Genomic DNA, 23,888 nt, shown 5'->3' on the forward strand with positions numbered 1-23,888 from the left:
ATTATAAGTCGCTAACTCTTAATTAAAACTAAATACCTTAATATAAAAAAAACTTATATTTAGATATAACCAAACTATTATTAGTATATCATATAAATATCATAACTTATATTTATTATATAATTCATAATAGCAATTAAATAGCTGTAAATACTAGTTTTTACAAGATTAAATAGATTTTTTTATATTTATGATAATTTTCATTTATCAATAGTTGTATAAAAAAAATTTTTAGAAAAATAAATAATATTTTACTTGTTGAGTATAAAAGTAACATTATGTGAGTTTTTTTATAAAAAAAAAGATAAACTGAATATCTATTCAGTTTAGCTTTATAAAAAATATTTATTGAATAATTCTTAATTATTCAATAGATTCTTTGCAAATTTTACAGCTTCTTCTGTTATATTTTCACCACTGATCATTCTAGATATTTCATTTATCCTACCATTAGAATCAAGTTTTTTAACGATTGATTTTCCATCTTTTTTATCAACTAAAAAATGTTGATTTGAAGATGATGTAAGTTGAGGCTGATGAGAAATAGCAAATATTTGATATGAATTTGCTAATTTTGTAAGTACTCTTGAAATTGCTTCACTCTCTTTTCCACTTAAGTTAGCATCAATTTCATCTAAAAAAAGTATTCCATTATCTACAATATCAAATTCACTCATAGAAGTAAGTAATGCAAGCCTTAATCTGTTAAATTCACCTGAACTTATAGTTTCCAAACTTACACCAGAAAGTTCAAATTTAATTAAATCAATTCCTGTTTTATCGAGTTCTTTTTTCTCAAATAAGATTTTTGCATTGCTTAAATATAAATCTTTTAAATATTTATTAATTTTTTCTTCTAATACTAAACTAGTCTCTTTTCTTATATCACTTATATTAGATGATAAAACTTGTATCTCATTTTTTAGCTGTTCTTCTTTTTTTATCAATTTATTTTTTTCAAAACTGATATTTTCATAAGACTCTAGCTCTTTTATTTTCTGTTCTTTATAATCTAAACACTCTTTAATAGAACCAAATCTTTTTTGTAAAGAAGAAAGTTTTTCAATTCTATCTAATACATGTTCAATATCAATATCTTCTAACTCATATAATGAGTCGTTAAACTTTTCAAAGATATTAGTTAGCTCATTCATAGTATCATCAAAAAAGCTACTGTCTACTTCTAGTAGTTCTAATGCATTGTTAACAGATGAGTTATAGTTTAAAATCACTGATGCTTCTTTTATAGCATCTTCAAGTTTGTCTTTTTTAGCAAGTTTCTTTTTAATTTCATTTAACTCATCATACTCTTCAATCTGAGGATTTATTGCTTCAATTTTATCGATTTCAAATTTTGCAAACTCTTTAAGATCTTCAAGTTTAGCTTCATCACTATATATCTTTGCCAATTTTTCATTTACTTCTTTTAACTCAATATATAAAGCATCATATTCATCTTTTAAAGCAGTAAATTTTTTATTTCTTTTTTTAGCTAATGTATCTAAAAAATTAACTAGTTTTGAACTTTGAAAATCACTAGTATCTTTTAAATTTAAATGTTTAATTAAACTTGAACTAAACTCATTTAACTTCTTTTTAGAAATTGTTTGATTGTTTAAAAAAAATCTTACTTTTTCTTTTTTAATTGTTTTGATTACAATATCATCATTTTTTGAGATATCAAATGAATCATACTCAACACCTGAATTAAGTAAAGTTACTTCACCAAGATTAGCTTTCACATCACTTAACGAAAATAAAGATAATATTGCATTCATCAATATTGATTTACCAGCACCACTAGGTCCAGTAAAAACATTTAAGCCATTTTGAAAATTTAATTCAACTTTTTCAAAAGATAAACAGTTTTCTAAATAAACTCTATCAATCATTAGTTACCCCATCTTAACTTTTCATTTAATACATCAAAATAGTTTCTCTCACTTCTATGAATCAATCTTGCGTTTTCTTGTGCAATCTTAATTTTTATAGATTCATTTTGCCCTATTTCATAAATATCTTGTCCATCAACAATAACAACTGCACCTTGATTATCAGAGATATTAAATTCTATTTCAAAATCAGCAGGCATTACTAATGGTCTTTGAGTTAAAGAGTGAGGAGCAACAGGAGTAATAATAAATGCCTCTGTTAAAGGATAAACTAAAGGACCACCCACAGATAAATTGTATGCCGTTGAACCTGTAGGACTTGAAATAATAACACCATCACCATAATAAGAGTTAAAAGGTCTTCCATCAATTTTTGCATCAATAGATATCATTGAAGAGATTGATTTTCTTGAAATAACAATATCATTAAAAGCAACAAAACTATTTAAATTCAGATTACCTTCAATCATCATTCTATTATCAATTCTGTATTTCTTATTTTTAAAATCAATCAAAAACTTTTCTAACTCATCCATATTAATATCTGTAAGAAATCCTAATGTACCTAGATTAATTCCTAAAACTGGTATATTATATTTAAATGATCTTCTTACTACTGATAAAAGCGTTCCATCTCCACCAACGGAAACTAAAAAATCAACATTTTTACATAAAGTATCTAAACTATGACCTTCTAAATCAATCATTTGTGCTGAGTTATACTCTAAAGTTGTTTCAATTCCCATTTCATTAAAAATTCTTTTTATCTTTAGATAATCTTTTTTTAATTCTGGACTTGAGGGTTTTAAAATTATTCCTGCACTTTTAATATTTTCTAATAGATTAAGACTCTTTTTCAGTTTCAATTTTTTATCCTAGTAAGATATATTTTTAGGATTTTATCATAATTTTATTATGAAGAGTATTATAATTGCAATTTGCAATATTTTTATTGTTAGTTTATTTTTAGATATAAAAAAAGGGAAAGTACAAAAGTACTTTCCCTTTATAATAGTTATAGATAATTTATAAAAATTACCCGTTTCTTTTTGCAATAATTTCTTCAGAAACGTTCTTTGGAACTTCTTGGTAAGAATCAAATAACATTGCGTAAGTTGCTCTACCTTGAGACATAGATCTTAAGTCAGTAGAGTATCCGAACATTTCAGATAATGGAATCATAGCAGTAACTAGTTTTACACCAGCTCTTTCATCCATAGATTGAACTTGTCCTCTTCTTTTGTTAACGTCACCGATAACATCTCCCATGTATTCTTCAGGAGTTTCGATTTCAACTTTCATCATTGGCTCTAAGATTACAGCTTGAGCAGCAGCAGATCTACAAGCTTGTTTGAATCCCATAGAAGCAGCTAATTTAAACGCCATTTCAGATGAGTCAACGTCGTGGTAAGAACCATCGTATAATCTAACTTCGATATCAACCATTGGGTAACCTGCAAGTACACCACCTGCCATTGCTTCTTCACAACCTTTTTGTACAGCTGGAATATACTCTTTTGGTACAACCCCACCTTTAATATCATTGTGGAATAAGAAGTTATCTTCACCACCAGCTGGTAATGGTTTAATGTCTAAGTATACGTGACCGTATTGACCTTTACCACCAGATTGCTTAGCATATTTGTACTCTTGTTGTACAGCGTTTTTAATTGTTTCTCTGTATGCAACTTGTGGAGCACCTACTTCAGCTTCAACTTTAAATTCTCTTTTCATTCTATCAACAAGAATTTCTAAGTGTAACTCACCCATTCCTGAAATAATAGTTTGTCCAGACTCTTCATCAGTAGCAACTCTGAATGATGGATCTTCTTCAGCTAATTTACCTAATGCGATACCCATTTTTTCTTGGTCAGCTTTAGTTTTTGGCTCAACTGCAACAGAAATAACTGGCTCTGGGAATTCCATTCTCTCTAAGATTACTGGATCTTTTTCAGAAGCTAATGTATCACCTGTAATAGTGTTTTTTAATCCAACTACTGCACCAATTTCACCAGCATATAATTGAGAAACTTCTTCTCTATTATTTGCGTGCATTTGAAGTAATCTTCCGATTCTTTCTTTTTTCATTTTTGTTGAGTTCATTACGTAAGTACCAGACTCTAATTGTCCTCTATATACTCTTGTAAATGTTAATTGTCCAACAAATGGGTCAGTCATAATTTTGAATGCTAATGCTGCAACTTCACCTTCATCAGTTGAAGGAACAATAACAGCTTCACCATCTTGAGTCTCACCTTTAATATCAGCAACCTCAGTTGGAGCTGGTAAATACATAGCAACAGCGTCAAGTAAAGTTTGAACACCTTTATTTTTGAATGCAGTACCACAAGTCATTGGAGTAATTGTCATTGATAAACAACCAGCTTTTAAACCAGCAATAATTTCATCTTCAGATAATTCACCCTCTTCGAAGTATTTTTCCATTAACTCTTCAGAAGACTCAGCAGCAGCTTCAATCATCTTTTCTCTGTACTCTTCAGCAGTATCAACTAAATCTTCAGGAATTTCTTCTTCTCTATAAGCAGAACCCATAGCAGCATCTTCATCCCAAACGATAGCTTTCATTTTAACTAAGTCTACGATACCTTTAAAGTTTTCTTCTGCACCAATTGGAATTTGAATTGGAACTGGATTAGCTTTTAATCTTTCAGATACTTGTTTTTCAACCATGAAGAAGTCAGCACCTGTTCTATCCATTTTATTAACGAAGATCATTCTTGGAACACCGTATTTATTTGCTTGTCTCCAAACAGTTTCAGATTGTGGTTGAACCCCTCCTACTGAACAAAATACTGCAACGGCACCATCTAAAACTCTCATAGATCTTTCAACTTCAATTGTAAAGTCAACGTGCCCTGGTGTGTCAATGATATTTACTTGTAATTGCTCTTTAGTTTTTGGGTGAGGCCAGTGACAAGTAGTAGCAGCAGAAGTAATTGTAATACCTCTTTCTTGCTCTTGCTCCATCCAGTCCATAGTAGCAGCACCATCGTGAACCTCACCAATTTTATGAGATACACCAGTATAGAATAAAATTCTCTCTGTTGTTGTCGTTTTACCAGCATCAATGTGAGCAGCAATACCGATATTTCTAACTCTATTAAGAGGTGTTTTTCTTGCCATCTTAAGTTTTCCTTTTAATTTTTAAATAATTTTTGTAATTCTATCTAAACTACCATAAAAAAAAAGGGTGTAAAACACCCTTTTAATTATCACTAAATGATTTATTACAGATTGATTACCATCTGTAGTGAGCAAATGCTTTATTAGCTTCTGCCATTCTATGCATGTCTTCTTTCTTCTTGAATGAAGTTCCTCTTTCGTTAGCAGCTTCGAATAACTCGTTTGCTAATCTCTCAACCATAGTTCTTTCATTTCTTTTTCTAGCAGCGTCAACTAACCATCTTAATGCTAAAGTTTGTCTTCTTACAGCTCTAACTTCAACTGGAACTTGGTAAGTAGCTCCACCAACTCTTCTAGATTTTACTTCTAAAAGTGGTTTAACATTTTCAATTGCTTTTTCAAATAATTCGATACCAGCTTCTTCACCTCTAGCATCTAAGTTTGCAATTGCACCGTACATAATTTTTTGAGCTGTAGATTTTTTACCATCTAACATAATTGTATTAACGAATTTTGTGATCACTTTACTATTGTAGATAGGATCAGCCATAATTTCTCTAACTGGAGCTTTTCTTCTTCTCATTCTTCTATCCTTCTACTTATTTCTTTGGTCTTTTAGTACCATATTTAGATCTTGCAACAGTTCTGTTTGCAACACCAGCAGTATCTAAAGCACCTCTAACAACGTGATACTTAACACCAGGTAAATCCTTAACTCTTCCCCCTCTAACTAATACGATAGAGTGTTCTTGTAAGTTGTGACCCTCACCACCGATGTATGAAATAACTTCAAATCCAGTAGTTAATCTAACTTTAGCAACTTTTCTTAAAGCCGAGTTTGGTTTCTTAGGAGTTGTTGTATATACTCTTGTACATACACCTCTTCTTTGTGGACATTTTTCTAATGCTGGCGATTTAGATTTTTTTATAACCTTTTTTCGCTCTTTTCTAACAAGCTGATTAATTGTAGGCATTTTTTCCCTTTGTTTAAATTGGTTTGAGCAATTAAAGCAATGCTCATGCTTCTCGTGTAAATCAACATACAGTTGAAACGATACTACCATTCTAGGAAACTTTGTTGAGTTTACTAAAAAAGTTTCGGATTATACTGAAACAAAACTTAATTATAGTTTAGGTTAGTTTTTTATTGTGATTTATCTAAACTTTCAAATAGCTCTATTGTAGGAATCAATTTTTCATTTGCTTTTTTAACTGAAGCATTTAATGTGAACCCTTCTTCCATAAACTCTTTTATAAAAAGAATCTTTTTTACATTTATATAGTTAAACAGTTTATTTGCACCGCATTTGCCTTGAAGAGAACTTATTATTCCTTTTTCTTCCCAATATCTTATTTTTCTTTGATTAACACCAGTTATATCTTCAACACCACCAATACTTAATCTTAATTTTGAAATTAATTCTAAATCTAAAATATCATTCATTCAAGTCCTTTATATTTATATATCATACATATTTTGTCTTTAATATACAATTAAGGTAAAGAATATTAGTATTTTACATACATTTATTGTATATTATATACAAAAAAGGAATATTATGTTTGATAAAAAATACGAAGCTTTTTTATTTGCTTTTATAAATGGTTTATTTATGTCTGGTTTTATGAGTTTTATTATTACAGTTATTAATTTAGGATTTACAGAAAATTTTTTAACTATATGGTTAAATGCTTATTGGAAAGCTTTTATTATTGCGTTTTTAATTATGCTTTTTGTTACTCCTCGAATTAGAAAAACTATTCATTTATTAATTAAAGAATAATTATGAATATAAAAAATATTTTAAAAGAAAGTCTTACTTATCTTGCAAAACTTTCGTCTAATACAATTTTTGATGAGAACATTTTTATACCAGATTTATATCCTAATAAAATTTTAATGGAAGATTCTAATTTAGATAAATTAAATAATTTAGAAATAGAAAATAGACTAAATCTTTTTACACAACTCTATGTCATAAACAATAAAACCACTAATTATCAAAAAACAATTGAGTTCTTAACTAACTATAATTATTTGTTCTCACATGAAAAAAGAATACTAAGTTTTGATTTAAATTCAAAAACTATTCCAATATCAAATAATTCAATGGATATTAGATATATTGGCTCAAAAGATGATATTGAGAAATGGCTTACAATTACAAATAAAAATACTTTATTTAATTTGGATTTTAGTAGAATATTCAATCTTTCAAAATTTGATTGTATTGAACCTATATTAATCTACAAAAATAAAAAGCCTATACTTAGTTCACTGTTTTATATTTATGAAGAGAGTTTAAATATACATTTTATTAAAAGCTTAGATAATTTAAGAAACAAAGAATTAAAATTTTTTTTAATTAAAGAAGCTTATGCTTTTGCAAAAAGAGAAAAACTTAAAAATATTATATTACTTTCTAATGAAAAAAATTTAGAGTTTTTTAAAAGTATTGGCTTTGAAGAACAGTCAAATATTATGATATTTATAAAAACTATTAAATAAAATTATAGTTTCTGTAAAAACATATTGAGTGCATTGGCAAATTTTTGTGAATCTTTTTGACTAAAAGGCTTAGGGCCTTTTGTCATTTCTCCACTATCTCTAATCTCTTCCATTAAATTTCTCATTGCTAAATACTCTTTTATGTTATCTTTTGTGTATAACTCACCTCTATGATCAATTGCATGAGCATTTTTAGTTATTGTTCTATCAGCAAGAGGAATATCTGCTGTGATTACTAAATCATTCTCTTTTAGTAGTTCAACAATTTTATTATCGGCCTCATCAGCTCCCTCATCCACTATTAGATAATTTATATGTACTGACTTACCGATATTTATTTTTTTATTTGAAACGACATAAGTATTTAATTTCTTTTTTTCAATAGCTCTTAGAACAATTGGTTTTAAAAGATTTGGAAAAGCATCACCATCAATAAATAGTGTCATGATAAAATCTCTTGAACCCTACCTACTTGCCCATCCTGCAGTCTAACTTTTATTCCATGAGGATGTGAAGGAGAATTTGTTAAAATATTTTTAACAATTCCTTGTGTTAATTTACCAGTTCTTTGATCTTGTTTTAAAACAATATTTACTTTTTGTCCTTGTTTTATAGAAAACCTTTTTTTTGGATCATTCACACTTATGCCTTAAAGTTTAAAGCTTGTTTTGCAAAATCTTTATTGTAAAAAAATATGATTTTATAAGGTAATGATACTTTTATATTTTGTTCATCAGTAAAATCTATTATACTAAAACTAAAACCTTCATCTGAATTGTTTTTACTTCTTACTTTTACCTCAACAGGCTTAAGTGTTCTCATCATATTATCTATATTCTTTTTTTCTTTAGGTTTTACAGTTGATAGATACTTTTCATCTTTTTCCATATTTTTTAAGTAGTTGTGTAATAAAAGTTTTGTATCTTTATATATTGATTTGTTCCAAGAAACTTTTCCTTTTGAAAAGTGATAAATATTACTCTTATTTAAAAGTGGGAAATTAGTCTCTTTTTTTATATCATCAAGAAGTTGTAAAAAGAAGTTAACTCCACCAATTGAATTAGCATAAGTCAACAGCAATTGATTTATCTCTTTTTTTTCTTCTAAACTTAAATCTTTAAAATTCATTTATAACCTTATTTTTTCGTAAGTATATCTAAATCTTAAAGTTTTGAGTAAACTATTTTATGCAGATTCTATTTCTTCCTGTATCTTTTGCTTCATATAAAGCATCATCAGCCCTTGAAAAAACATCTTCATAACTTTCATCTAATTGAAAACATGAAGATATACCCATACTATAAGTAATATTTATTTCATCCTTACAAATACATTTTAATGGATTTCTTTCTTGATAGTCTTTTATTCTTTGTGCAAATTCACTTGCTTGAACAATATTTGTATATGGAAGAATAAAAGCAAACTCTTCTCCTCCAATTCTACAAAAAACATCCTCTTCTCTTTTTAAGTGATTACAAACTTTTACAATTTCTATTAAAACCTTGTCACCAACTAGATGTCCGTAGGTATCATTTATTTTTTTAAACCAATCTACATCAATAATAAGTATTGACATATCAAGACCATGTCTTTGAGATTTTTTAAACTCTAATTTTGCTTGTTCAACAAAAAATCTTCTGTTATATGCTTTTGTTAAATAATCAGTAATTGATTGTCTTTTTAGTTTCTCTTTTAATTTCTGTAGTTCAGTAATATCAGTTGATAATCCAATTAAAGATAAGAAATCATCACCTTGCATTTTAAAAGGAAGTTTTTTACTCCAATAATGTCTTTCATTTCCTTTATCATCAAAATATACTTCTTCTTGACTCTTTGGCTCATTTGATTCAAAAACTTCTTTATCCATTTCCCAAAAGTTATCTGCAACTTCTTTATTTAAAATTTCAATATCTCTTTTTCCAACTACATAATCAGCTTCATAACCAAAAAGATTAGCCACTTTTGAATTTACATATTTAAATCTTCTATTTTCATCTTTCATATAGATGTAGGCATCAACATTATCTAAAATTGTATTTAAAAGTTTCGTTTTTTCTTCAAGTTGATTTTCTAACTTTTTTCTTTCAGTTATATCAGTAGAAATTCCACACATTCCAACAATTGAACCTTCTTTATTAAAAAGTGGTTTTTTTACAGTCCAATAAACCCTTTGTTCTTTCGTATCTTTTATATAGTTTATTTCTTCTTTTTCAATAACTTTTCCATCTCTTAAAACAGATAAATCATTTTTTCTTAATTGGTTTGACATTTCTAAGTCAAAAAAAGCAGTGTCATCTTTTCCTATAACCTCATCTAAACTACACCCAAACAGTGATAGAACTAAATTATTAGCAAAAGTATATTTACCTTCTAAATCTTTTGTATATACATATGCACCTGTTTCATTTACAAGTGTTTTTAAAGATTCTAATTCAATATTTAGTTTTTCGTACTGTTCTTTGTAATCCATCAATCTTCCTTTATTACTACATTTTATTATAATATTAATAAAACTCTCTTATCTATATGAAGATTTAGAATTTTTTATATTTACATTATAGAAATCATTATTTGATAAAAATATCTTAATCTCTTTATCTATAAATCTGTTTTTAGGTCCTTTTATTATCTCAATAATTGCAGGAGTATCTTCAATTTTTTCACTGAAATCAAATTCAAAATAAGGAATAAGATTCCCACATACTGCTCTAAACATCATAGCTGACAAATTCTGTTTAAATATAAACTTCTCATTTCTTTTATCATCTATAATTATTGGATTATGAATTAACCTCACTTCTTTTTCTTCTTCGAAAAGTTCGTTTTTTGATTTTGCTGCAAGATTATTTATATTTGATATTACTTCATTACAAACTTGTTTAAACTCTTCACTTGAAAAGTCTATATTATTAGATACAGTTTCTAAAGGTTTAAAGATTTCATCAATATAGAGTTCTTGAAGTTTTTCATCATATAAAACCTCAGTTGTGTGAACTAAACTATTTGTTTTAAAATAATCAGAATTAAAACCTATAGCTACACCATAACCATCATTAGCATAAGCTCTCCATTGACTTAATAAATCACTTCCTTGGGAAAAAGAGGCTATATATACACTTGGAAGTTGTTTATTAAAAATATCTTCAAAAGCTTTATATTTAGCAAAGTTATCTTTGTTTCTAATATTCTCTAGTTTTCTGTTTACTTTATCATTAATCCAATGTATCTCTTTATAATCATTTAGATTGTATACAGAACTTAACCATAGTTTTTTGTTTTGAATAATTGCACGAAATGCTTCAACATGACAATAGTGATAGATAATTTTTCCCATTATAACTCCTACGAACTATTATATATTTATATCTTAAATCAGTTTAAACTAGCTCTAAGCCACTATTTTTAAGTTCATAAATATTTGAAGTAAGCTTTTCTATAAAACTTTTATGATGAGAGACTATAACCATTGATTTATTAATTGAGTTTAATAATTCAATTATAGTATCTTCAGATTTTGAATCAAGTGCATTTGTTGGTTCATCTAAAAGCAATATTTTTGGTTTAGTTATCAAAATTCCTGCAATAGCAACAATTTTTTGTTCACCACCACTTAATTCATAGATTATTCTATCTTTCAAATGAGAGATATTCAACTCATCTAATATAATTGATGCTTTATGATAAGCCTCTTCTTTTTTCTCTCCTATAGCTCGAAGGTTAAACATTACATCTTCAATTACAGTAGGACAAAGAAAGAAATCACTTACATCTTGAGGTAAGTATCCAATCTCTCTTCTATATTTTTCATACTCTTTTTTTGATTTAATTAAATTATGAAAAAGATGTAATTCTCCTTCATAGTTCGATTCTAATCCTGCAATTATCTTAAGTAATGAACTTTTTCCTACACCATTAGAACCAATAATTGCAACTTTTTGTTCATGACCAACATTTAGATTAACATTTCTAAATAACTCTTTTGAATCATTTTTATAAGAAAGATTTTTTAAATTAAAAGAACAACTCATATATAACCTTAATTAAAATTGTAAATAAGACAATTGTGAATAAACAATAGTCATCTTTTTTTAAAGAGAAATCATCATTTAAAAAGATTTCACCTTTAAAGCCTCTATGTAGAAAAGTCTGTTTTAAAGAGTAGGATTTTCTGATAGCTTTTACGAAAAGTAAACCTATTATATTTCCAAAAGTCTCATATGTAAATAAAGAAGTATTTGCTTTAAATCCTCTTGTTTTAAGACTATTTTTTATTAATTTAAAATCATTAGATAAAAATTCAATCATTTTTAAAGTAAAATATGTAGAAGATACTAAATTTTTAGGGAACTTCAACATATTTAATCCTCTTACAATATCATAACCTTTAGAATTAAAAAAAAGTGCTATATTAAAAAGTATTATTGCATTAGCTCTTAAATATATATTTAAAGCATCATCAAAACTACTACTATAAAGCAGCGTTAAAAAAAGTACAAAAATAAATAGATTTAAAAAAAGAAGTTTTTTAAGAATTTGAAAGACATAATTTTTAGTAATATAAAACAAAAAAACAATTGGTAATAAATAATAAATCTCAAAAATTGTAAAACTAACAACTAATGAATATATAAATGCAAGAATTAAAGAAAGAGCTGGATTAAAACTTATCAATATCAACTCTTTTTAATTCTTTTTAAAAACATAAATATTCCAACTATTATAAACAAAGCAAATATTGTTTTAAAAAACTCAAAATATGCTAGTTTTTCTTCTAAAAGTTTTAATTCTAATTTTAACTTTTTATTCTCTTCTTCAAGTTTTTGTAATTGATTATTTTCATATCTTTGCTTTGGTTTTATAATCTTTTGAATATCTTTTAATACAGCATGTCCAGAACCTGCATCAACACTTAAAATAAAAGAGTTTTCTGAAATAAGAGTTGAAAATTCTCCTTTATCATCTGTTTTATCTTCAAGTATTAACTTATCATCTTTAATAATTCTAATCTTACAATTCTTACAAGCATTGCCATTTGCAAAATAAGAGTTAATATAAAGTTTATTATTTTCGAAATTTGTAAAAACACTTAACTTATGTGCAAAAACAAGATTTGTTAATATAAAAAAGATTGTTAGAATTCTAATCATATATTAGCCTCTTTTAAAAGTTTGGGTATTGATTTTTTTATATAAAGAAGTAAAAAAAGTGTAATTAAACCTTCTAAAATTATAGCAGGTAAATTTGCAACAACTAAGGAATAAGAGGCTATTAAATATTCATCTTTTGCAAAAACTAATACTAAAGCCAAAAAGATTACACTAAAAGAAATTGCTAAACTACCATATAAAAAGAATCTTAGCTTTTCATTTAAAGCTTTAAAAAATGAAATTTTATTTATTAAAAATACCATATAAGCAGGTAGTGCCATAATAATTATATTTGCCCCCAAAGAACTTAATCCACCATAACCTAAAAGTAAAGCTTGTAGAAAAAGTGCGATAGCTAAACTTATAAAAACTGCTTCCTTTAAAAATAGCCCTATTACGCCTATTAAAAGCAAGTGAATTTGTGTTGGACCTAATGGTATATGAATAAATGATGCTATAAAAAAAAGTGCGCTCATTGAAGCGACTAGTGAAATATCCTCACTCTTTATTTTTTTTAAAGAATAAGCACATAAAGCTAAACTAACTGCTCCTAAACCACTTGCAACTTCAAGGCTTAATACACCATCTGATATATGCATCTTTTATCCTAAATCATTATATTAATAAGTTTTAACCCACATAAGTGCGCCATTTTCTATTGGATACATTTTACCATTAAACTCTTTTTGTCCTTCTTCAATAAGTGCAGCAAATCCCCACCAACCTTTTTGATTCATAACAAAACTAAATTCACCATTTGCATTTGTTTTTACAACTTGAGTAATATGTGAATCACTTGGAGCTTTTAAAGCTAAATTATTAAAAAACTCAACTTCTACTTCAACATTAGAAACCGGTTTACCATCAACTAAAACTTTCCCGGTAAAGATGTTCCCTGTATATAAAGCAAATGGTTTTACCATTGGAATAATCTCATACTTTAATCCAATTGGCTCATCCCATCCCTCTTCTAAACCATAAGCACTTACAATTACTTTTGGTACATGTGATATATATTTTTCTTCTGCTGGCTCAAAATAAGGCTCAGGTATAGTAAAAAACTTATATACTCCTGGTTTATTTACACTATAAGTTGTAGCCCATGCTTTTTCATTAAATAACTTTATTTCATTTAAAGGTAAAGGATTACTTTTCGTGTTTAAAAATATACCCTTTGGTTTTTCCATATTCATACCAGTTTGTTCATAAGGATGAATAAACATAGCCTCAATATTTAATTTTGATTCATTTTTATTTTGAATAAGATCTGTATTTGGTAATAGTGTTAAAAAATGTGCATTAGCAACTATAGCAAAACAAAAAAGTAAAATTAATTTTTTCATATAAACTCCTAATTTTTGAAGAATTTTATCTTAAGATTATTACTGTAAAATAAATTTTTATATTTCTTATATATTTTTGGAACTAAAATGAACAAATGTATTTATTGTAATAGCGATAAATTATACTATCTTAAAAATGAGCATATTAAATGCGCTACTTGTAAAAAAAAGTTTTCATTAAAAAAATACAAAAGAGAGATTAAACTAATAGAGTCTTTTTGCAAAAATCATACTGCTTTAGAGTGTTCTAAAAAAGAAAATTTAAATTATATTACAGTGTCAAATAAATTTATGCTCTTTAGAAAACTGATTACAACATTTTTACATGAAGAGTATAAAAAAAGAAAAAATAGTAAATCAGAATTTGATGAATACATATATATAAAAAATGAAAATTTAAAAAGTTCACAAAATTTTCTAACTTTTAATTATGAAGGATATATTTATAATTTAATGCTCCCCTCTTTGAATAAATTTGGAAATACACAGTTAAAGGATATATCAAAATTTATTAAATTTAATAAAATTGCAATGCTTGAAAGCTCTAATAGTCTGATAAATGATTTTTGGAATTTTTTAGAGAGTTTTTTAAAAAAATATAAAGGTGTAGATAGCAAAAATTTTATTTACTATTTGAAAGAAGCAGAATTTAAATTTAACTATTCAAATAAAGCTCAAGAAGATATACTTCTTAAGCTTTTGGCATAACTTTAACAGGAACTACTTGGAATTCAATTTAAATCAAGAAGCCTATTTAATAGTGATTAAAAAGTTTTAATTGTTATTTGTACCTGATTAATTACCTGAAAAAAGGCTTATTGAATTTCTAAAAAAGAAAAAGTATTATATTAATTATTTCAAACGTATTGAATGCATAATTGAAGTAAAGGAAACTAAATTAATTAATTAAGTCTCCTATCGAATCGAATGTTTAATCTGATTTAAACGGTCATAATTAAGGGGAGGATTACAGAATTTTCATTTGACGAACAAAACTCAGTACAGTCTCGAAAACAATTTATTAACTATTGAATAAATTTCTATGAAACTTAACTAAATGAGGAGGCATATTCAACTCTATTATATTCAATGTTTCTTTATTTTTCTCAACTAATAATCTACACTCTGATTCTGTAAGTTTTATATCTATAATATCTACTATTGAATTTTTCATTGAATCTGTAAAAATAGGTTGATTCTTAAAACTTAATGTTTTATAGTTTTCAATAATATCTTTCAAATATTCTTTATAGCTTTTTACTGATTTACTATTTTTATCTTTTTCAATCATTTGAAATATGTAATATAAAAATAAAATAGGTCTTGATTTAAATACACCTTGGAGGCTTACAAAACTTAATATCTTTGTAAATATATTACTTTTAGAATCTACAAATCTTTTTAATATTTCATCAATTAATATCTCGTTTAATTTGCTATTTATCTCACTATTTGGAATTGTAATTACAATATCTTTTAATAAATTTAATGTAACTTCATCGAATACAGGATAATCATCTAAGGTAGCTGGCTCCATTTTTAAAAATAAGAAATTTGGATTGGCATCTAGTATATTTATATATTTTTCTAAAATTATTGAGGTAGGATTAATTTGTTTTTTTTCATATCTAGCAATAGTTGTTTGAGCAACATCTATTTTTTCACTCAACTCTTTTTGAGTTAAGTTTATTCTTTCTCTAAATTCTTTCAAAAACATTAATATTTCCTTTTTATCAATTTTATCTAAAAAAACATAAAAAAAACTTATGTGTTGCATGCATATCAAATAGATAATATAAACTGCATATATTTAATTAAGCTAGCATTAATGCATATATTGTAATAATTTGATTACAAGATTAAATAAAAATGCATATAGTTAATAAAAGGGGTGTTATGAAATTAGACAAACTTCTAAAAAGAAAAGAAATTACTGATTATATTTCGATAGGAGATACAAAGCTTCGAGAACTTATAAAAAAAGACTTATTTATAAAACCAGTGAAAATTCAAGGTTTTAAAGAAGATTTGTATTCATTAAGTGAACTACAAAATTGGATTTCAGAACAAAAAGAAAAAAGAATATAGAAATGTCTTCAATTGATAGTATCAAAAAGTTTAATCAAGAAGCTCAAAACAAAAAACTAAGATTTTTTGCAAAAGTTGACATAACAACAAAGCTAAAAATCTTAGAACAACAAAAAAAGATTTTTCATCAATTAAAAAATGTACATAAAGATGTTGATAATGTTTCACTTACATATTCATCATTAATTCTTGCAATTGATAACTTTGAATCAAAACTTGATAGTGTTAATTTAAATGCTATCAAGCTTAGATCAAAAAAACAACGTTCAAAAATAAAAAAAGAGAAGTTTTTGAGCTATTTTTCAATTGTAAAAACATTAAGAAATAATGAAAAGATGAGTTTTAGAGATATATCAGTTTATTTAAAAAAGTATCATAAATTTGAGGTTTCCTATTCATTTATTTATCAAATATGGAATGAAATTGAAAATAGAAATACAGAAAAAAAGGAAAAATAAAATGGCACAAGATCAAATTATAACAATTCAAGATGAAGTTGGTAACAGTCTAAATGTTCTAAAAATTTCACTTAATTTAGACAAAGATATATACTTATTACATGTATTTGAAGAAGATTATACATTAAGAAAGAAGTATCTTCGAAATGATTTAATACTCGTAGAAAATCAGATTCTAACATCTTCATTTTCTGATACAATACATTTTATTGAAGAGCTTAGACTCTTCGATGTTGGGAATGATCAAAATAAATTTTTAAGTATTACAGAGTATAAAAAAACAAGAAATTTAAAGTTAAAACAGTTTGATAAAAAGAATATTTTTATTTCAAAATCTGAAGCAAAAGCTATATGCAAACTATTTGATTTTGCACTTCGAGGCTATTCACTTGCAACTGTACTTGAAAGTGAGTTTAGCTTCACACCTCAAACATTAACAAATGTTTTACATGAAAATAGACTCTTAGAAAAGAACTAAATATGTATACTATTTTAGTTTTTATAATCATAATAGTAATACTTCTTATTGTATTTAAAATAAGAAAGCAAAAGTTATATAAAATAGAACAAGAAAAAGCTAAAAATGAAAAAAAGCTTGCAGATGATGATATTAAAAGAATGTTAAATAAAATAGTTGAAACTCAAGAACAAAAAACAGTTGAAAAAACTGAAGATTCAGCAGATAAACTATATCAATTAAATATCAATAAAGTAAGATATAAATTTTTTAACTCTTCAAAAGATTTAAATGAATTTTCTTATTTATATCATCTTGTAATTTATAAAAACCTTTTCATTAATGAACCTTTTCATTCAAAGTTTTATGAGATATTATTAACATTAGAAAAGAATGATTTTATGATTATTGATCCATCCTTTGATGTTTTAATCTTAAATGTAAGAAATAGAAACAATGAAACTCAAACATCAAAATCATATCAAGTATTTAGAACAAATGACATTGTTGATTTTGTGATAAGACAAACTATTGATGAAATACTAGAATATAATAAAAAAGATGCACAAGACATTTTAATAGCAATAATGATTTTTTTAATAAATGAATCTGTTTATTATCTTGATAAAAGTATCTCATTAAATACAACTACAAAGTTGTTAGAAAACTATGAACATAAAGATTGTATTAATTATATTACAAAAGAAATCAAAGAAAATAATGAGATTTTTTCATTCATAGTTAATGCAATTGAAAAGTCTTTTATAATTTCAATTACATTTGCATATAACAGTTCTGAGAATATTAAAAAAGTAGAGTTTATAAAAAAGCTACCTAATAAAAAGGAGTGTTAAAAGTTTAAAACTCATTAAATAAGTTCATTATTGAATTAAATAATATTTAAATTCAATTTGAACTTATTTTATTTACTTACTTGAGATTTAGCATCAATATATTTTGCTAACCAATAAAAAGATTTTTTATGGTTTTGCTCAAGACCATACTTTCCATGTTTATATATATGCCATATTTTCCATGGCTTTTAAACAACCATTATTTGCTGCTTTTTCTAAATACTTTAGTCCTTTTTTTATATCATTTTTTTCTTCTATATAGAATGATGATAAAACAAACTGTGAATTTTTATCATTAAGTTTATCATTTTTTTTAAGATAAAACTCTACATTATTATAATCATTTTTACTCATTGCTTGTAATGCTTTTTTTAAACTATATTTAACTTGTTTTTCTCTATTCTCTGTTGAATAATTATTATTTAGTTGTTCATCAGCATTACTTTGTTTCAATTGGCTTATATATATACCCAAAAAAACTATAATAAATATGAATATTCCTTTTTTCATTTCCTTCCTTAATAATAAAATTAATATAATTATATTCTGTTAGATAAATAAAAAACAATTTTAAGATAATCATACTTATTAATAAAAGATGTTTAAAAAAGTGTTTATTATTTGTTTATTTTCAAATTTTTATAATGTGAAATAAACTATAAAAGAGAACCTAAAAATAGGTTCTCTTTTTATTGTCTAGCAAAAAAGGAAACTGCAAAAAACAGTTAAGTCTCTCAAGTTTTTACCCAAACATTCACTAAACAAAAATCTATGTTAAACTTATTTAAATTTTTTTATTACTAAAAGATTTAACTTATAGTTGGAGCTCAGACTCATTTACGAATGATTCCTCCCATCTTAACCAAAAGAGCGTTTAAAATTTTGATTTACTTTGATTCAGAAATTTTAAGACTAATTAAAATCAAAGAAGTTTGACAAGCTTTGAATTGTAAGAGTATTGAATATATTTTATTAGTTTTTACTTCTGACAAGTACACTCAAAATGTTAGTAACTTAGATGCAAAAGTTATAAATAAAATGCAGATTGACTTAACAAATTTTGCCTAGAATAGAGGCTGAAACTATTCAAAAAAATTTTATAAAAAGTAAAAGAAATGAGAGGAAGTGTATATTATCAAAGTTCACAATTAGTAAAACAAATTTTTAATGAAGGTGCTAAAAAAATTGACAGAGTTAATCCTAATCATATTGATTATCAGATGATTGCTTCATACAAAACGATGGAGAGTTATAGAAATATTTGGAACAACTTTTTTAACTATCTTTTAGAGCATTGGAAGATTAAAGACTTTGAAAGAATAGAAGAACATCACATTTACTCTTATATGCAATATAAAGTAGAATACTATCCATCAAAACAATATTTAGAAAAAATATCTGCAGCTTTAGGAAAACTGGAAATTGCTTTAACAAAGTTTTCAAAAAACATTTCAAATAAAAACATAGAGTATGACTTTTCAATAAGACAAAATATATTAGATGAAGCAAGAGATTTAAATCTTGTTGCAAATAATTATCACAATAGAGCTTATACTAATCCTTTATTAGTAATATCAAATTTAAAAGAAGATTTACACAAAATTGCTGCATCAATTCAATATGAAGGTGGTGCAAGAGTTGAAGCTGTTTCTTTTATAAGAAAAGAGCAATTATTAGGTTTTAAAATTGATTCTATTACAAATACTAAAAAAGGAATTATCTTTACAAAAGAAAAAGGTGGTAAAGAAGGTGAGGTTTTAATTAGTATTGAAACTTATAATAAACTACTTGAATATTTTAATACAAAAAAGATATTTAAAATTCATAGACAAAAGTATTATGAAGATATAAAACAGGCTTGTTTACTATCAAATGAAGTTCCAGAGGGTTCACATGCTTTTAGATGGTGTTTTGCTAAAAGAAGAATGTTTGAGTATGGGAAGGCTGATTATTCATATGAAGACTCACTTCAAGAAGTGAGTCATGAGATGAAGCATAATAGAGCTAGTATTACTCAACACTATTTGGTTTAGTTTTATAAACGATACAAATATTTTTATACATTTATAGTTATTTAATAATCCTAGATATTTAATAAAAAAATATTTAAAACTCTTGACAAATATCTAATTTAGTGTACTATATATAAATAAAAAACCTAAATTAGATAAAGGATTGTCATGTTAGTTTTAAAAGTAGTTTTAGTTTTAGCAGTTGGTGCATTAATAGTATACCTTTTAAATAAGATCAATATTCTTACTGCAAAAAAATATAAATGTGAATTTTTTTCAATAGAATATTTCTCTATATTTTTATGTATTTTTGCATTAGCATTTTGGGGTTATGATTGGTATTTTGATGCATTAAAAGCAAAGGGTGATACATTAAATGGAATATTAATTATGGCATTTACTTCAATAATATATTTATTAGTATTAATATCAAACATTAGAAAGTCTAGTTTTTTCTTTGGTTTATTAATTACAATACTTCAAACTATAGTATTTTTACCATTAAGTGCAGCAGTACTTATTGTAGCTATTATAACTCTTTTATTTTTATCACAAACAAGACCTGTTTATGTTTTAAACAAATAGTTCAATTTATTAGATTGAACTATTTTTATCAGATTTTATATCACTAGCTTTAATATATATACTAGCTCCCAAGATTATAGTAAAAATATTATAGTATAAAAACTCAAGGATTCTATATCCAGGAAGCGAGCCAAAGAATAGTAAATATAGAAATCCTATTATTAAAGATAGTATTCCTATAATAACTAGAGGCTCTGAGATTTTAAAGAAGAAAGTATTCATAGTTTTATAAAAGTTATACATATTTATTCCTCCACTTTTTTACAATGTCTTAGATTAAAAATCTCATCATTTTTATTTACAAGAGCTTTTTCATATTCAAATATTTCATATCCATTAGAAATAGAAATTATTCTATCTTTACAAAGAAGTTCTTGTTTATTTTTAAAAGCTTCTAGATTTTTAATAGTATTATCATCACTATTACGCATATAAAAGTATACTATTGCTGCAAGACTTGAGATAACTACAATTCTTCTAATAATTTGAAAAAACAGTTTTTTTTCTTTTAAATATTCTTGATCTTTTTTCATTTACTCTCTTTAACAATTTATATAAATGTTTAAAAAGTATAACCTACATTAGTATATCTGTCAATACTAATATTTACTAATTTAGCTATAAAAATTTACACTTATGACTAGTATGGTATATATATGTTATACTTTTACTAGTAAGGATACAAATTGACAAAAGAACAGTTTAATAAAAGATTGAAAGAGTTAGATTTAACTCAAAAAGATTTTTCAAAGATTAGTGGTATACCATATTCTACAATTAACAATTGGGGATATACATCAAAAGACAAAACAATAGCTGTACCATTATGGGTTAAGTCATTTTTAGAGTATTATGAAAAGTCTTTGAAGTATGATTATTTAACAAAAGAAGTATTTAATATAATGAATGATTTAGAGAAGAAAAAAGATTAGTAGAATGACTCCAAAAAAGTAGCCACAAATTAATTCAATTAATTAATATTACGATAATGAATCAGGCTTTAACTATTTCACGGTAAGCGATATTATTTGAAAATAAATTATATGAATCTTTAAAGTCATGACTTAAAAAATGATTTTTTTGTTCAAAAAATTCTAAGGGTTTTAGAGAATCTATAAATTCAATTTCTTGAACACTTTTTGGAACAAATTATATCTCTAAACGAAGGTTATCAAGCCAATAAATGAGATTTTCTAGTTTTGTTCCAAAATTTAGAGGTTAAGGAGAAGAGACTGTTCAGAATTTTGTGTTCTCATATGTATTAATCAACTATATATCATTTTTATTAAGATAAAATATTTTTTATTATTTCTATAAAGGTTAAAATAATGACAAATGTTGATTTTCTAAAAGATAGATTAGATAAATTACTTAATGGAGATGATTCGTTAGTAATAACTCTTGATGGTGAATGGGGTGTAGGTAAAACCACTTTTTGGAAAAAATTTGTAAAAGATAATTTAGAAAATAAAAAGGTTTCATATACTTCATTATTTGGAAAGGATACTATACAAGATATTAGAACAGATATCATTTTGCAAATATCAAAAAAAGATGAATACCTCAATAAATCTAAAAAATTTTTCTCAAACATCAAGCATAGTATTGGATTGAAAGATGATGACATTAATTTTGGTTTAACAGGTTCAATGATTTCATCTTTTTTAACTTTATTTTCCAAAGATGATTTTGAAAATGTAATTGTATGTATTGATGATTTTGAAAGATTATCAAAACATTTAGATGAAAAAGATATTTTGGGTCTCATTTCAGAATTAAAAGAACAAAAAGAATGTAAAGTTGTAATGATACTAAATCAAGATAAAGTAGATAATGAAACTTTATCAAAATACAAAGATAAAATAATTGATTATGAGCTAAACTATTTACCAACACCTGAAGAAAGCTACGAGTTAGTAAAACACAAATTAAAATCCTTTAAAATCTACCCTTCTAGTTATTTTATTCAACATAATATTACTAATATAAGAGTTATGAAAAGAGTAATAAATTCCTTAAATGATTTTTCTTTTGTAGAACAACTTGTTAAAGGTTATATGAGTTTAGAAAAAGAAATAGCTGAAAATATTATTGAAATATCTACGATAAATGCGATTGAACACTTTAAAGATTTTGATAAATTAAAGTCTTATTCATTTGAAAAAATGAGTTCAAAATATTCTTCGCATAATACTGAATTTGAGGAAAATGAACAGTATGAAAGAGTATTAAATTATATCACCACTGCAAATACTAGCTATTTCGATATTAGTAAGATAACAGAATATATAATTAATTATATACACACTTCTATTATAAATCAGGAACCTTTACTCAATATTATTAATGAGCAAAAAAGTATCAAAAATAGAGAAATGATTTATAATGAAATAAATGAACTCCGTGATAATTTTCATTTTAATATGAAGTATAAAAATGCAGACTTTGTTAAAAACCTATACACAATCTTTGAAAAGAATAACGAAAATATTGTTAGTATTTTAAACACTATTAATTTTATATTTTATATAAATCTACTAAAAGAGCTAGATGAAATCAACTCAGACAAATATCATAACTTTGGAATTAAAGTTTTAAAAAAACAATTAGTAAAGATACTTTCAAAAAAAGAGAATCTATATGGTTTTGATAAAGATAACTTTACAAGTATCCTAGAGTTTGACGAAAGTTTAGAAATCTATCTAAAAGAAAAAGAGCAGGAAGAAGAAAAACAAAAATTAAATAACCTAAAAGAAATTATACAATTGATGAAACAACCTCTTCAAAATAATTCTTGGGGTGATGAACCTACATTATTAGCATCATTGGAAGAGAAAAGCATAAGACAATATATTTTAGATAGTCCAGAATTTGTAGAGGTTTTATTTGATTTCATTAGAAAATACCAAAAAACTGAATCTTTTGTACCTTATACAAATAAGGTGATTAAAGTATTTGAAGAAATGAAAAAAGACGAAGATATAGACATTAAAACCAAAATTAATAAGATGCTAACATTTTTTAAATACGGTTCATTCAGTAGTAAATAATATACAAAAACAAAATTCAAATTTCAAAGAAAGATTTAATTTTAAAAGAGTTTATATTAATTAAAATACTTGTTTTATAATATTAGCAATTGGCAGATAGTAAGTAGATATCTGCCATATTTATTTTATGTTCTTCAACCACCTATTTATACACAATTCAACAATAATTAAAATATTTTTTTATAAAAAGAGTTGCAAAAAAGGTACCATTTTGTTGTAAAAAAAGTTGTAATTTTCTTCGAGAAATTTCGATTCTATGGGATTTTATTGATGCTGGCAGACAGGAAGGGATTCGAACCCTCAGAAGCGTGAACCTCGCCGGTTTTTAAAATCATTTTGAAAACGTTTA

Annotated in this window: 31 protein-coding genes; 11 read left to right on the forward strand and 20 right to left on the reverse strand. The window is 25.3% G+C overall.

Features of this window, described 5'->3' with window-relative positions:
- Positions 1-359: 359 nt before the first annotated feature.
- From ACH5BF_RS07635 to ACH5BF_RS07660, 6 genes are all read right to left on the reverse strand, one after another.
- Positions 360-1,892 (reverse strand): AAA family ATPase, encoded by a 1,533-nt coding sequence (locus ACH5BF_RS07635; RefSeq protein ID WP_423273621.1) that lies wholly within the window; start codon positions 1,890-1,892, stop codon positions 360-362.
- Positions 1,892-2,758 carry an NAD(+)/NADH kinase gene (locus ACH5BF_RS07640; RefSeq protein WP_423273622.1) on the reverse strand — a complete coding sequence of 289 codons (867 nt, stop codon included), beginning with the start codon at positions 2,756-2,758 and terminating at the stop codon, positions 1,892-1,894. The genes ACH5BF_RS07635 and ACH5BF_RS07640 overlap by 1 nt, the downstream gene beginning before the upstream one ends.
- A gap of 169 nt (positions 2,759-2,927) precedes the next feature.
- Positions 2,928-5,036 carry an elongation factor G gene (gene fusA / locus ACH5BF_RS07645; protein ID WP_423273623.1) on the reverse strand — a complete coding sequence of 703 codons (2,109 nt, stop codon included), beginning with the start codon at positions 5,034-5,036 and terminating at the stop codon, positions 2,928-2,930.
- Between the two features lie 115 nt (positions 5,037-5,151).
- Positions 5,152-5,619, reverse strand: coding sequence for a 30S ribosomal protein S7 (gene rpsG, locus ACH5BF_RS07650; protein ID WP_423273624.1), 468 nt, complete (start codon positions 5,617-5,619; stop codon positions 5,152-5,154).
- 16 nt (positions 5,620-5,635) lie between these two features.
- Positions 5,636-6,010, reverse strand: coding sequence for a 30S ribosomal protein S12 (gene rpsL, locus ACH5BF_RS07655; protein ID WP_423273625.1), 375 nt, complete (start codon positions 6,008-6,010; stop codon positions 5,636-5,638).
- 170 nt (positions 6,011-6,180) lie between these two features.
- The gene (locus ACH5BF_RS07660) at positions 6,181-6,480 is read right to left on the reverse strand and encodes a MerR family transcriptional regulator (RefSeq protein ID WP_423273626.1); all 300 of its coding nucleotides are present in this window, start codon (positions 6,478-6,480) and stop codon (positions 6,181-6,183) included.
- A gap of 115 nt (positions 6,481-6,595) precedes the next feature.
- Here ACH5BF_RS07660 and ACH5BF_RS07665 point away from each other — a divergent pair, with 115 nt between their 5' ends.
- Together ACH5BF_RS07665 and ACH5BF_RS07670 are read left to right on the forward strand one after the other, a co-directional pair.
- Entirely contained in the window at positions 6,596-6,820 is a 225-nt protein-coding gene (locus ACH5BF_RS07665) for a DUF2798 domain-containing protein (protein WP_423273627.1), read from the forward strand.
- Positions 6,821-6,822: 2 nt separating this feature from the next.
- Entirely contained in the window at positions 6,823-7,545 is a 723-nt protein-coding gene (locus ACH5BF_RS07670; RefSeq protein WP_423273628.1) for a hypothetical protein, read from the forward strand.
- A 2-nt stretch (positions 7,546-7,547) separates the two neighbouring features.
- Here ACH5BF_RS07670 and ACH5BF_RS07675 read toward each other — a convergent pair whose 3' ends face one another.
- From ACH5BF_RS07675 to ACH5BF_RS07720, 10 genes are read right to left on the reverse strand one after another with little or no spacing between them, the layout of a single operon-like run.
- Positions 7,548-7,991, reverse strand: coding sequence for a YaiI/YqxD family protein (locus ACH5BF_RS07675; protein ID WP_423273629.1), 444 nt, complete (start codon positions 7,989-7,991; stop codon positions 7,548-7,550).
- Positions 7,988-8,185: a YwbE family protein gene (locus tag ACH5BF_RS07680; RefSeq protein ID WP_423273630.1), complete on the reverse strand. Its 198-nt coding sequence runs from the start codon at positions 8,183-8,185 to the stop codon at positions 7,988-7,990. The genes ACH5BF_RS07675 and ACH5BF_RS07680 overlap by 4 nt, the downstream gene beginning before the upstream one ends.
- A gap of 2 nt (positions 8,186-8,187) precedes the next feature.
- A complete protein-coding gene (locus tag ACH5BF_RS07685) occupies positions 8,188-8,673 on the reverse strand; it encodes a hypothetical protein (RefSeq protein WP_423273631.1) in 486 nt (161 codons plus the stop codon).
- 52 nt (positions 8,674-8,725) lie between these two features.
- Positions 8,726-10,015: a sensor domain-containing diguanylate cyclase gene (locus ACH5BF_RS07690; protein ID WP_423273632.1), complete on the reverse strand. Its 1,290-nt coding sequence runs from the start codon at positions 10,013-10,015 to the stop codon at positions 8,726-8,728.
- A gap of 48 nt (positions 10,016-10,063) precedes the next feature.
- Positions 10,064-10,879 carry a DUF2971 domain-containing protein gene (locus tag ACH5BF_RS07695; protein WP_423273633.1) on the reverse strand — a complete coding sequence of 272 codons (816 nt, stop codon included), beginning with the start codon at positions 10,877-10,879 and terminating at the stop codon, positions 10,064-10,066.
- A 43-nt stretch (positions 10,880-10,922) separates the two neighbouring features.
- A complete protein-coding gene (locus ACH5BF_RS07700; protein WP_423273634.1) occupies positions 10,923-11,573 on the reverse strand; it encodes an energy-coupling factor ABC transporter ATP-binding protein in 651 nt (216 codons plus the stop codon).
- Positions 11,557-12,216 carry a CbiQ family ECF transporter T component gene (locus ACH5BF_RS07705; RefSeq protein WP_423273635.1) on the reverse strand — a complete coding sequence of 220 codons (660 nt, stop codon included), beginning with the start codon at positions 12,214-12,216 and terminating at the stop codon, positions 11,557-11,559. The genes ACH5BF_RS07700 and ACH5BF_RS07705 overlap by 17 nt, the downstream gene beginning before the upstream one ends.
- A gap of 2 nt (positions 12,217-12,218) precedes the next feature.
- Positions 12,219-12,692: a hypothetical protein gene (locus ACH5BF_RS07710; protein WP_423273636.1), complete on the reverse strand. Its 474-nt coding sequence runs from the start codon at positions 12,690-12,692 to the stop codon at positions 12,219-12,221.
- Positions 12,689-13,291: a cobalt transporter CbiM gene (gene cbiM, locus ACH5BF_RS07715; RefSeq protein ID WP_423273637.1), complete on the reverse strand. Its 603-nt coding sequence runs from the start codon at positions 13,289-13,291 to the stop codon at positions 12,689-12,691. The genes ACH5BF_RS07710 and cbiM overlap by 4 nt, the downstream gene beginning before the upstream one ends.
- A gap of 21 nt (positions 13,292-13,312) precedes the next feature.
- A complete protein-coding gene (locus ACH5BF_RS07720; protein ID WP_423273638.1) occupies positions 13,313-14,035 on the reverse strand; it encodes a DUF4198 domain-containing protein in 723 nt (240 codons plus the stop codon).
- 87 nt (positions 14,036-14,122) lie between these two features.
- On the opposite strand from ACH5BF_RS07720, the gene ACH5BF_RS07725 reads away from it, so the two are divergent.
- Positions 14,123-14,743, forward strand: coding sequence for a transposase (locus ACH5BF_RS07725; protein WP_423273639.1), 621 nt, complete (start codon positions 14,123-14,125; stop codon positions 14,741-14,743).
- A 313-nt stretch (positions 14,744-15,056) separates the two neighbouring features.
- On the opposite strand, the gene ACH5BF_RS07730 is transcribed toward ACH5BF_RS07725, so the two are convergent.
- On the reverse strand, positions 15,057-15,752 hold the full coding sequence (locus tag ACH5BF_RS07730; RefSeq protein WP_423273640.1) for a helix-turn-helix domain-containing protein: 696 nt from the start codon (positions 15,750-15,752) through the stop codon (positions 15,057-15,059).
- 179 nt (positions 15,753-15,931) lie between these two features.
- Here ACH5BF_RS07730 and ACH5BF_RS07735 point away from each other — a divergent pair, with 179 nt between their 5' ends.
- Genes ACH5BF_RS07735 through ACH5BF_RS07750 form a run of 4 tightly spaced genes read left to right on the forward strand, consistent with a single transcriptional unit; the run spans position 15,932 to position 17,892 of the window.
- Complete coding sequence (locus tag ACH5BF_RS07735; RefSeq protein WP_423273641.1) at positions 15,932-16,123, forward strand: helix-turn-helix transcriptional regulator; 192 nt, start codon at positions 15,932-15,934, stop codon at positions 16,121-16,123.
- 2 nt (positions 16,124-16,125) lie between these two features.
- Positions 16,126-16,581 carry a hypothetical protein gene (locus tag ACH5BF_RS07740; RefSeq protein WP_423273642.1) on the forward strand — a complete coding sequence of 152 codons (456 nt, stop codon included), beginning with the start codon at positions 16,126-16,128 and terminating at the stop codon, positions 16,579-16,581.
- 1 nt (position 16,582) lies between these two features.
- On the forward strand, positions 16,583-17,059 hold the full coding sequence (locus tag ACH5BF_RS07745; RefSeq protein WP_423273643.1) for a hypothetical protein: 477 nt from the start codon (positions 16,583-16,585) through the stop codon (positions 17,057-17,059).
- Positions 17,060-17,061: 2 nt separating this feature from the next.
- Entirely contained in the window at positions 17,062-17,892 is an 831-nt protein-coding gene (locus ACH5BF_RS07750; protein WP_423273644.1) for a hypothetical protein, read from the forward strand.
- A 159-nt stretch (positions 17,893-18,051) separates the two neighbouring features.
- On the opposite strand, the gene ACH5BF_RS07755 is transcribed toward ACH5BF_RS07750, so the two are convergent.
- Positions 18,052-18,402: a hypothetical protein gene (locus ACH5BF_RS07755; protein WP_423273645.1), complete on the reverse strand. Its 351-nt coding sequence runs from the start codon at positions 18,400-18,402 to the stop codon at positions 18,052-18,054.
- 605 nt (positions 18,403-19,007) lie between these two features.
- Between ACH5BF_RS07755 and ACH5BF_RS07760 the strand changes: the two genes are divergently transcribed.
- Both ACH5BF_RS07760 and ACH5BF_RS07765 read left to right on the forward strand, forming a co-directional pair.
- Positions 19,008-19,925, forward strand: coding sequence for a hypothetical protein (locus tag ACH5BF_RS07760; protein ID WP_423273646.1), 918 nt, complete (start codon positions 19,008-19,010; stop codon positions 19,923-19,925).
- 147 nt (positions 19,926-20,072) lie between these two features.
- On the forward strand, positions 20,073-20,489 hold the full coding sequence (locus ACH5BF_RS07765; protein WP_423273647.1) for a hypothetical protein: 417 nt from the start codon (positions 20,073-20,075) through the stop codon (positions 20,487-20,489).
- A gap of 9 nt (positions 20,490-20,498) precedes the next feature.
- Here ACH5BF_RS07765 and ACH5BF_RS07770 read toward each other — a convergent pair whose 3' ends face one another.
- Entirely contained in the window at positions 20,499-20,732 is a 234-nt protein-coding gene (locus tag ACH5BF_RS07770) for a hypothetical protein (protein WP_423273648.1), read from the reverse strand.
- A 2-nt stretch (positions 20,733-20,734) separates the two neighbouring features.
- Positions 20,735-21,022: a hypothetical protein gene (locus ACH5BF_RS07775; RefSeq protein WP_423273649.1), complete on the reverse strand. Its 288-nt coding sequence runs from the start codon at positions 21,020-21,022 to the stop codon at positions 20,735-20,737.
- 153 nt (positions 21,023-21,175) lie between these two features.
- Here ACH5BF_RS07775 and ACH5BF_RS07780 point away from each other — a divergent pair, with 153 nt between their 5' ends.
- Positions 21,176-21,421 carry a helix-turn-helix domain-containing protein gene (locus ACH5BF_RS07780; protein WP_423273650.1) on the forward strand — a complete coding sequence of 82 codons (246 nt, stop codon included), beginning with the start codon at positions 21,176-21,178 and terminating at the stop codon, positions 21,419-21,421.
- A 396-nt stretch (positions 21,422-21,817) separates the two neighbouring features.
- Complete coding sequence (locus tag ACH5BF_RS07785) at positions 21,818-23,539, forward strand: hypothetical protein (protein ID WP_423273651.1); 1,722 nt, start codon at positions 21,818-21,820, stop codon at positions 23,537-23,539.
- The last annotated feature ends 349 nt before the right edge of the window (positions 23,540-23,888 follow it).

Source organism: Arcobacter pernae (assembly GCF_049472135.1).
GTDB lineage: Bacteria > Campylobacterota > Campylobacteria > Campylobacterales > Arcobacteraceae > Arcobacter_B.

Excerpts from the sequence above, each read along its gene's own strand:
- ACH5BF_RS07635 (WP_423273621.1), bottom strand. The coding sequence starts at position 1,892 with ATGATTGATAGAGTTTATTTAGAAAACTGTTTATCTTTTGAAAAAGTT.
- fusA (WP_423273623.1), bottom strand. The coding sequence starts at position 5,036 with ATGGCAAGAAAAACACCTCTTAATAGAGTTAGAAATATCGGTATTGCT.
- rpsG (WP_423273624.1), bottom strand. The coding sequence starts at position 5,619 with ATGAGAAGAAGAAAAGCTCCAGTTAGAGAAATTATGGCTGATCCTATC.
- rpsL (WP_423273625.1), bottom strand. The coding sequence starts at position 6,010 with ATGCCTACAATTAATCAGCTTGTTAGAAAAGAGCGAAAAAAGGTTATA.
- ACH5BF_RS07660 (WP_423273626.1), bottom strand. The coding sequence starts at position 6,480 with ATGAATGATATTTTAGATTTAGAATTAATTTCAAAATTAAGATTAAGT.
- ACH5BF_RS07665 (WP_423273627.1), top strand. The coding sequence starts at position 6,596 with ATGTTTGATAAAAAATACGAAGCTTTTTTATTTGCTTTTATAAATGGT.
- ACH5BF_RS07670 (WP_423273628.1), top strand. The coding sequence starts at position 6,823 with ATGAATATAAAAAATATTTTAAAAGAAAGTCTTACTTATCTTGCAAAA.
- ACH5BF_RS07675 (WP_423273629.1), bottom strand. The coding sequence starts at position 7,991 with ATGACACTATTTATTGATGGTGATGCTTTTCCAAATCTTTTAAAACCA.
- ACH5BF_RS07685 (WP_423273631.1), bottom strand. The coding sequence starts at position 8,673 with ATGAATTTTAAAGATTTAAGTTTAGAAGAAAAAAAAGAGATAAATCAA.
- ACH5BF_RS07690 (WP_423273632.1), bottom strand. The coding sequence starts at position 10,015 with ATGGATTACAAAGAACAGTACGAAAAACTAAATATTGAATTAGAATCT.
- ACH5BF_RS07695 (WP_423273633.1), bottom strand. The coding sequence starts at position 10,879 with ATGGGAAAAATTATCTATCACTATTGTCATGTTGAAGCATTTCGTGCA.
- ACH5BF_RS07700 (WP_423273634.1), bottom strand. The coding sequence starts at position 11,573 with ATGAGTTGTTCTTTTAATTTAAAAAATCTTTCTTATAAAAATGATTCA.
- ACH5BF_RS07710 (WP_423273636.1), bottom strand. The coding sequence starts at position 12,692 with ATGATTAGAATTCTAACAATCTTTTTTATATTAACAAATCTTGTTTTT.
- cbiM (WP_423273637.1), bottom strand. The coding sequence starts at position 13,291 with ATGCATATATCAGATGGTGTATTAAGCCTTGAAGTTGCAAGTGGTTTA.
- ACH5BF_RS07720 (WP_423273638.1), bottom strand. The coding sequence starts at position 14,035 with ATGAAAAAATTAATTTTACTTTTTTGTTTTGCTATAGTTGCTAATGCA.
- ACH5BF_RS07725 (WP_423273639.1), top strand. The coding sequence starts at position 14,123 with ATGAACAAATGTATTTATTGTAATAGCGATAAATTATACTATCTTAAA.
- ACH5BF_RS07730 (WP_423273640.1), bottom strand. The coding sequence starts at position 15,752 with ATGTTTTTGAAAGAATTTAGAGAAAGAATAAACTTAACTCAAAAAGAG.
- ACH5BF_RS07735 (WP_423273641.1), top strand. The coding sequence starts at position 15,932 with ATGAAATTAGACAAACTTCTAAAAAGAAAAGAAATTACTGATTATATT.
- ACH5BF_RS07740 (WP_423273642.1), top strand. The coding sequence starts at position 16,126 with ATGTCTTCAATTGATAGTATCAAAAAGTTTAATCAAGAAGCTCAAAAC.
- ACH5BF_RS07745 (WP_423273643.1), top strand. The coding sequence starts at position 16,583 with ATGGCACAAGATCAAATTATAACAATTCAAGATGAAGTTGGTAACAGT.
- ACH5BF_RS07750 (WP_423273644.1), top strand. The coding sequence starts at position 17,062 with ATGTATACTATTTTAGTTTTTATAATCATAATAGTAATACTTCTTATT.
- ACH5BF_RS07755 (WP_423273645.1), bottom strand. The coding sequence starts at position 18,402 with ATGAAAAAAGGAATATTCATATTTATTATAGTTTTTTTGGGTATATAT.
- ACH5BF_RS07760 (WP_423273646.1), top strand. The coding sequence starts at position 19,008 with ATGAGAGGAAGTGTATATTATCAAAGTTCACAATTAGTAAAACAAATT.
- ACH5BF_RS07765 (WP_423273647.1), top strand. The coding sequence starts at position 20,073 with ATGTTAGTTTTAAAAGTAGTTTTAGTTTTAGCAGTTGGTGCATTAATA.
- ACH5BF_RS07770 (WP_423273648.1), bottom strand. The coding sequence starts at position 20,732 with ATGTATAACTTTTATAAAACTATGAATACTTTCTTCTTTAAAATCTCA.
- ACH5BF_RS07775 (WP_423273649.1), bottom strand. The coding sequence starts at position 21,022 with ATGAAAAAAGATCAAGAATATTTAAAAGAAAAAAAACTGTTTTTTCAA.
- ACH5BF_RS07785 (WP_423273651.1), top strand. The coding sequence starts at position 21,818 with ATGACAAATGTTGATTTTCTAAAAGATAGATTAGATAAATTACTTAAT.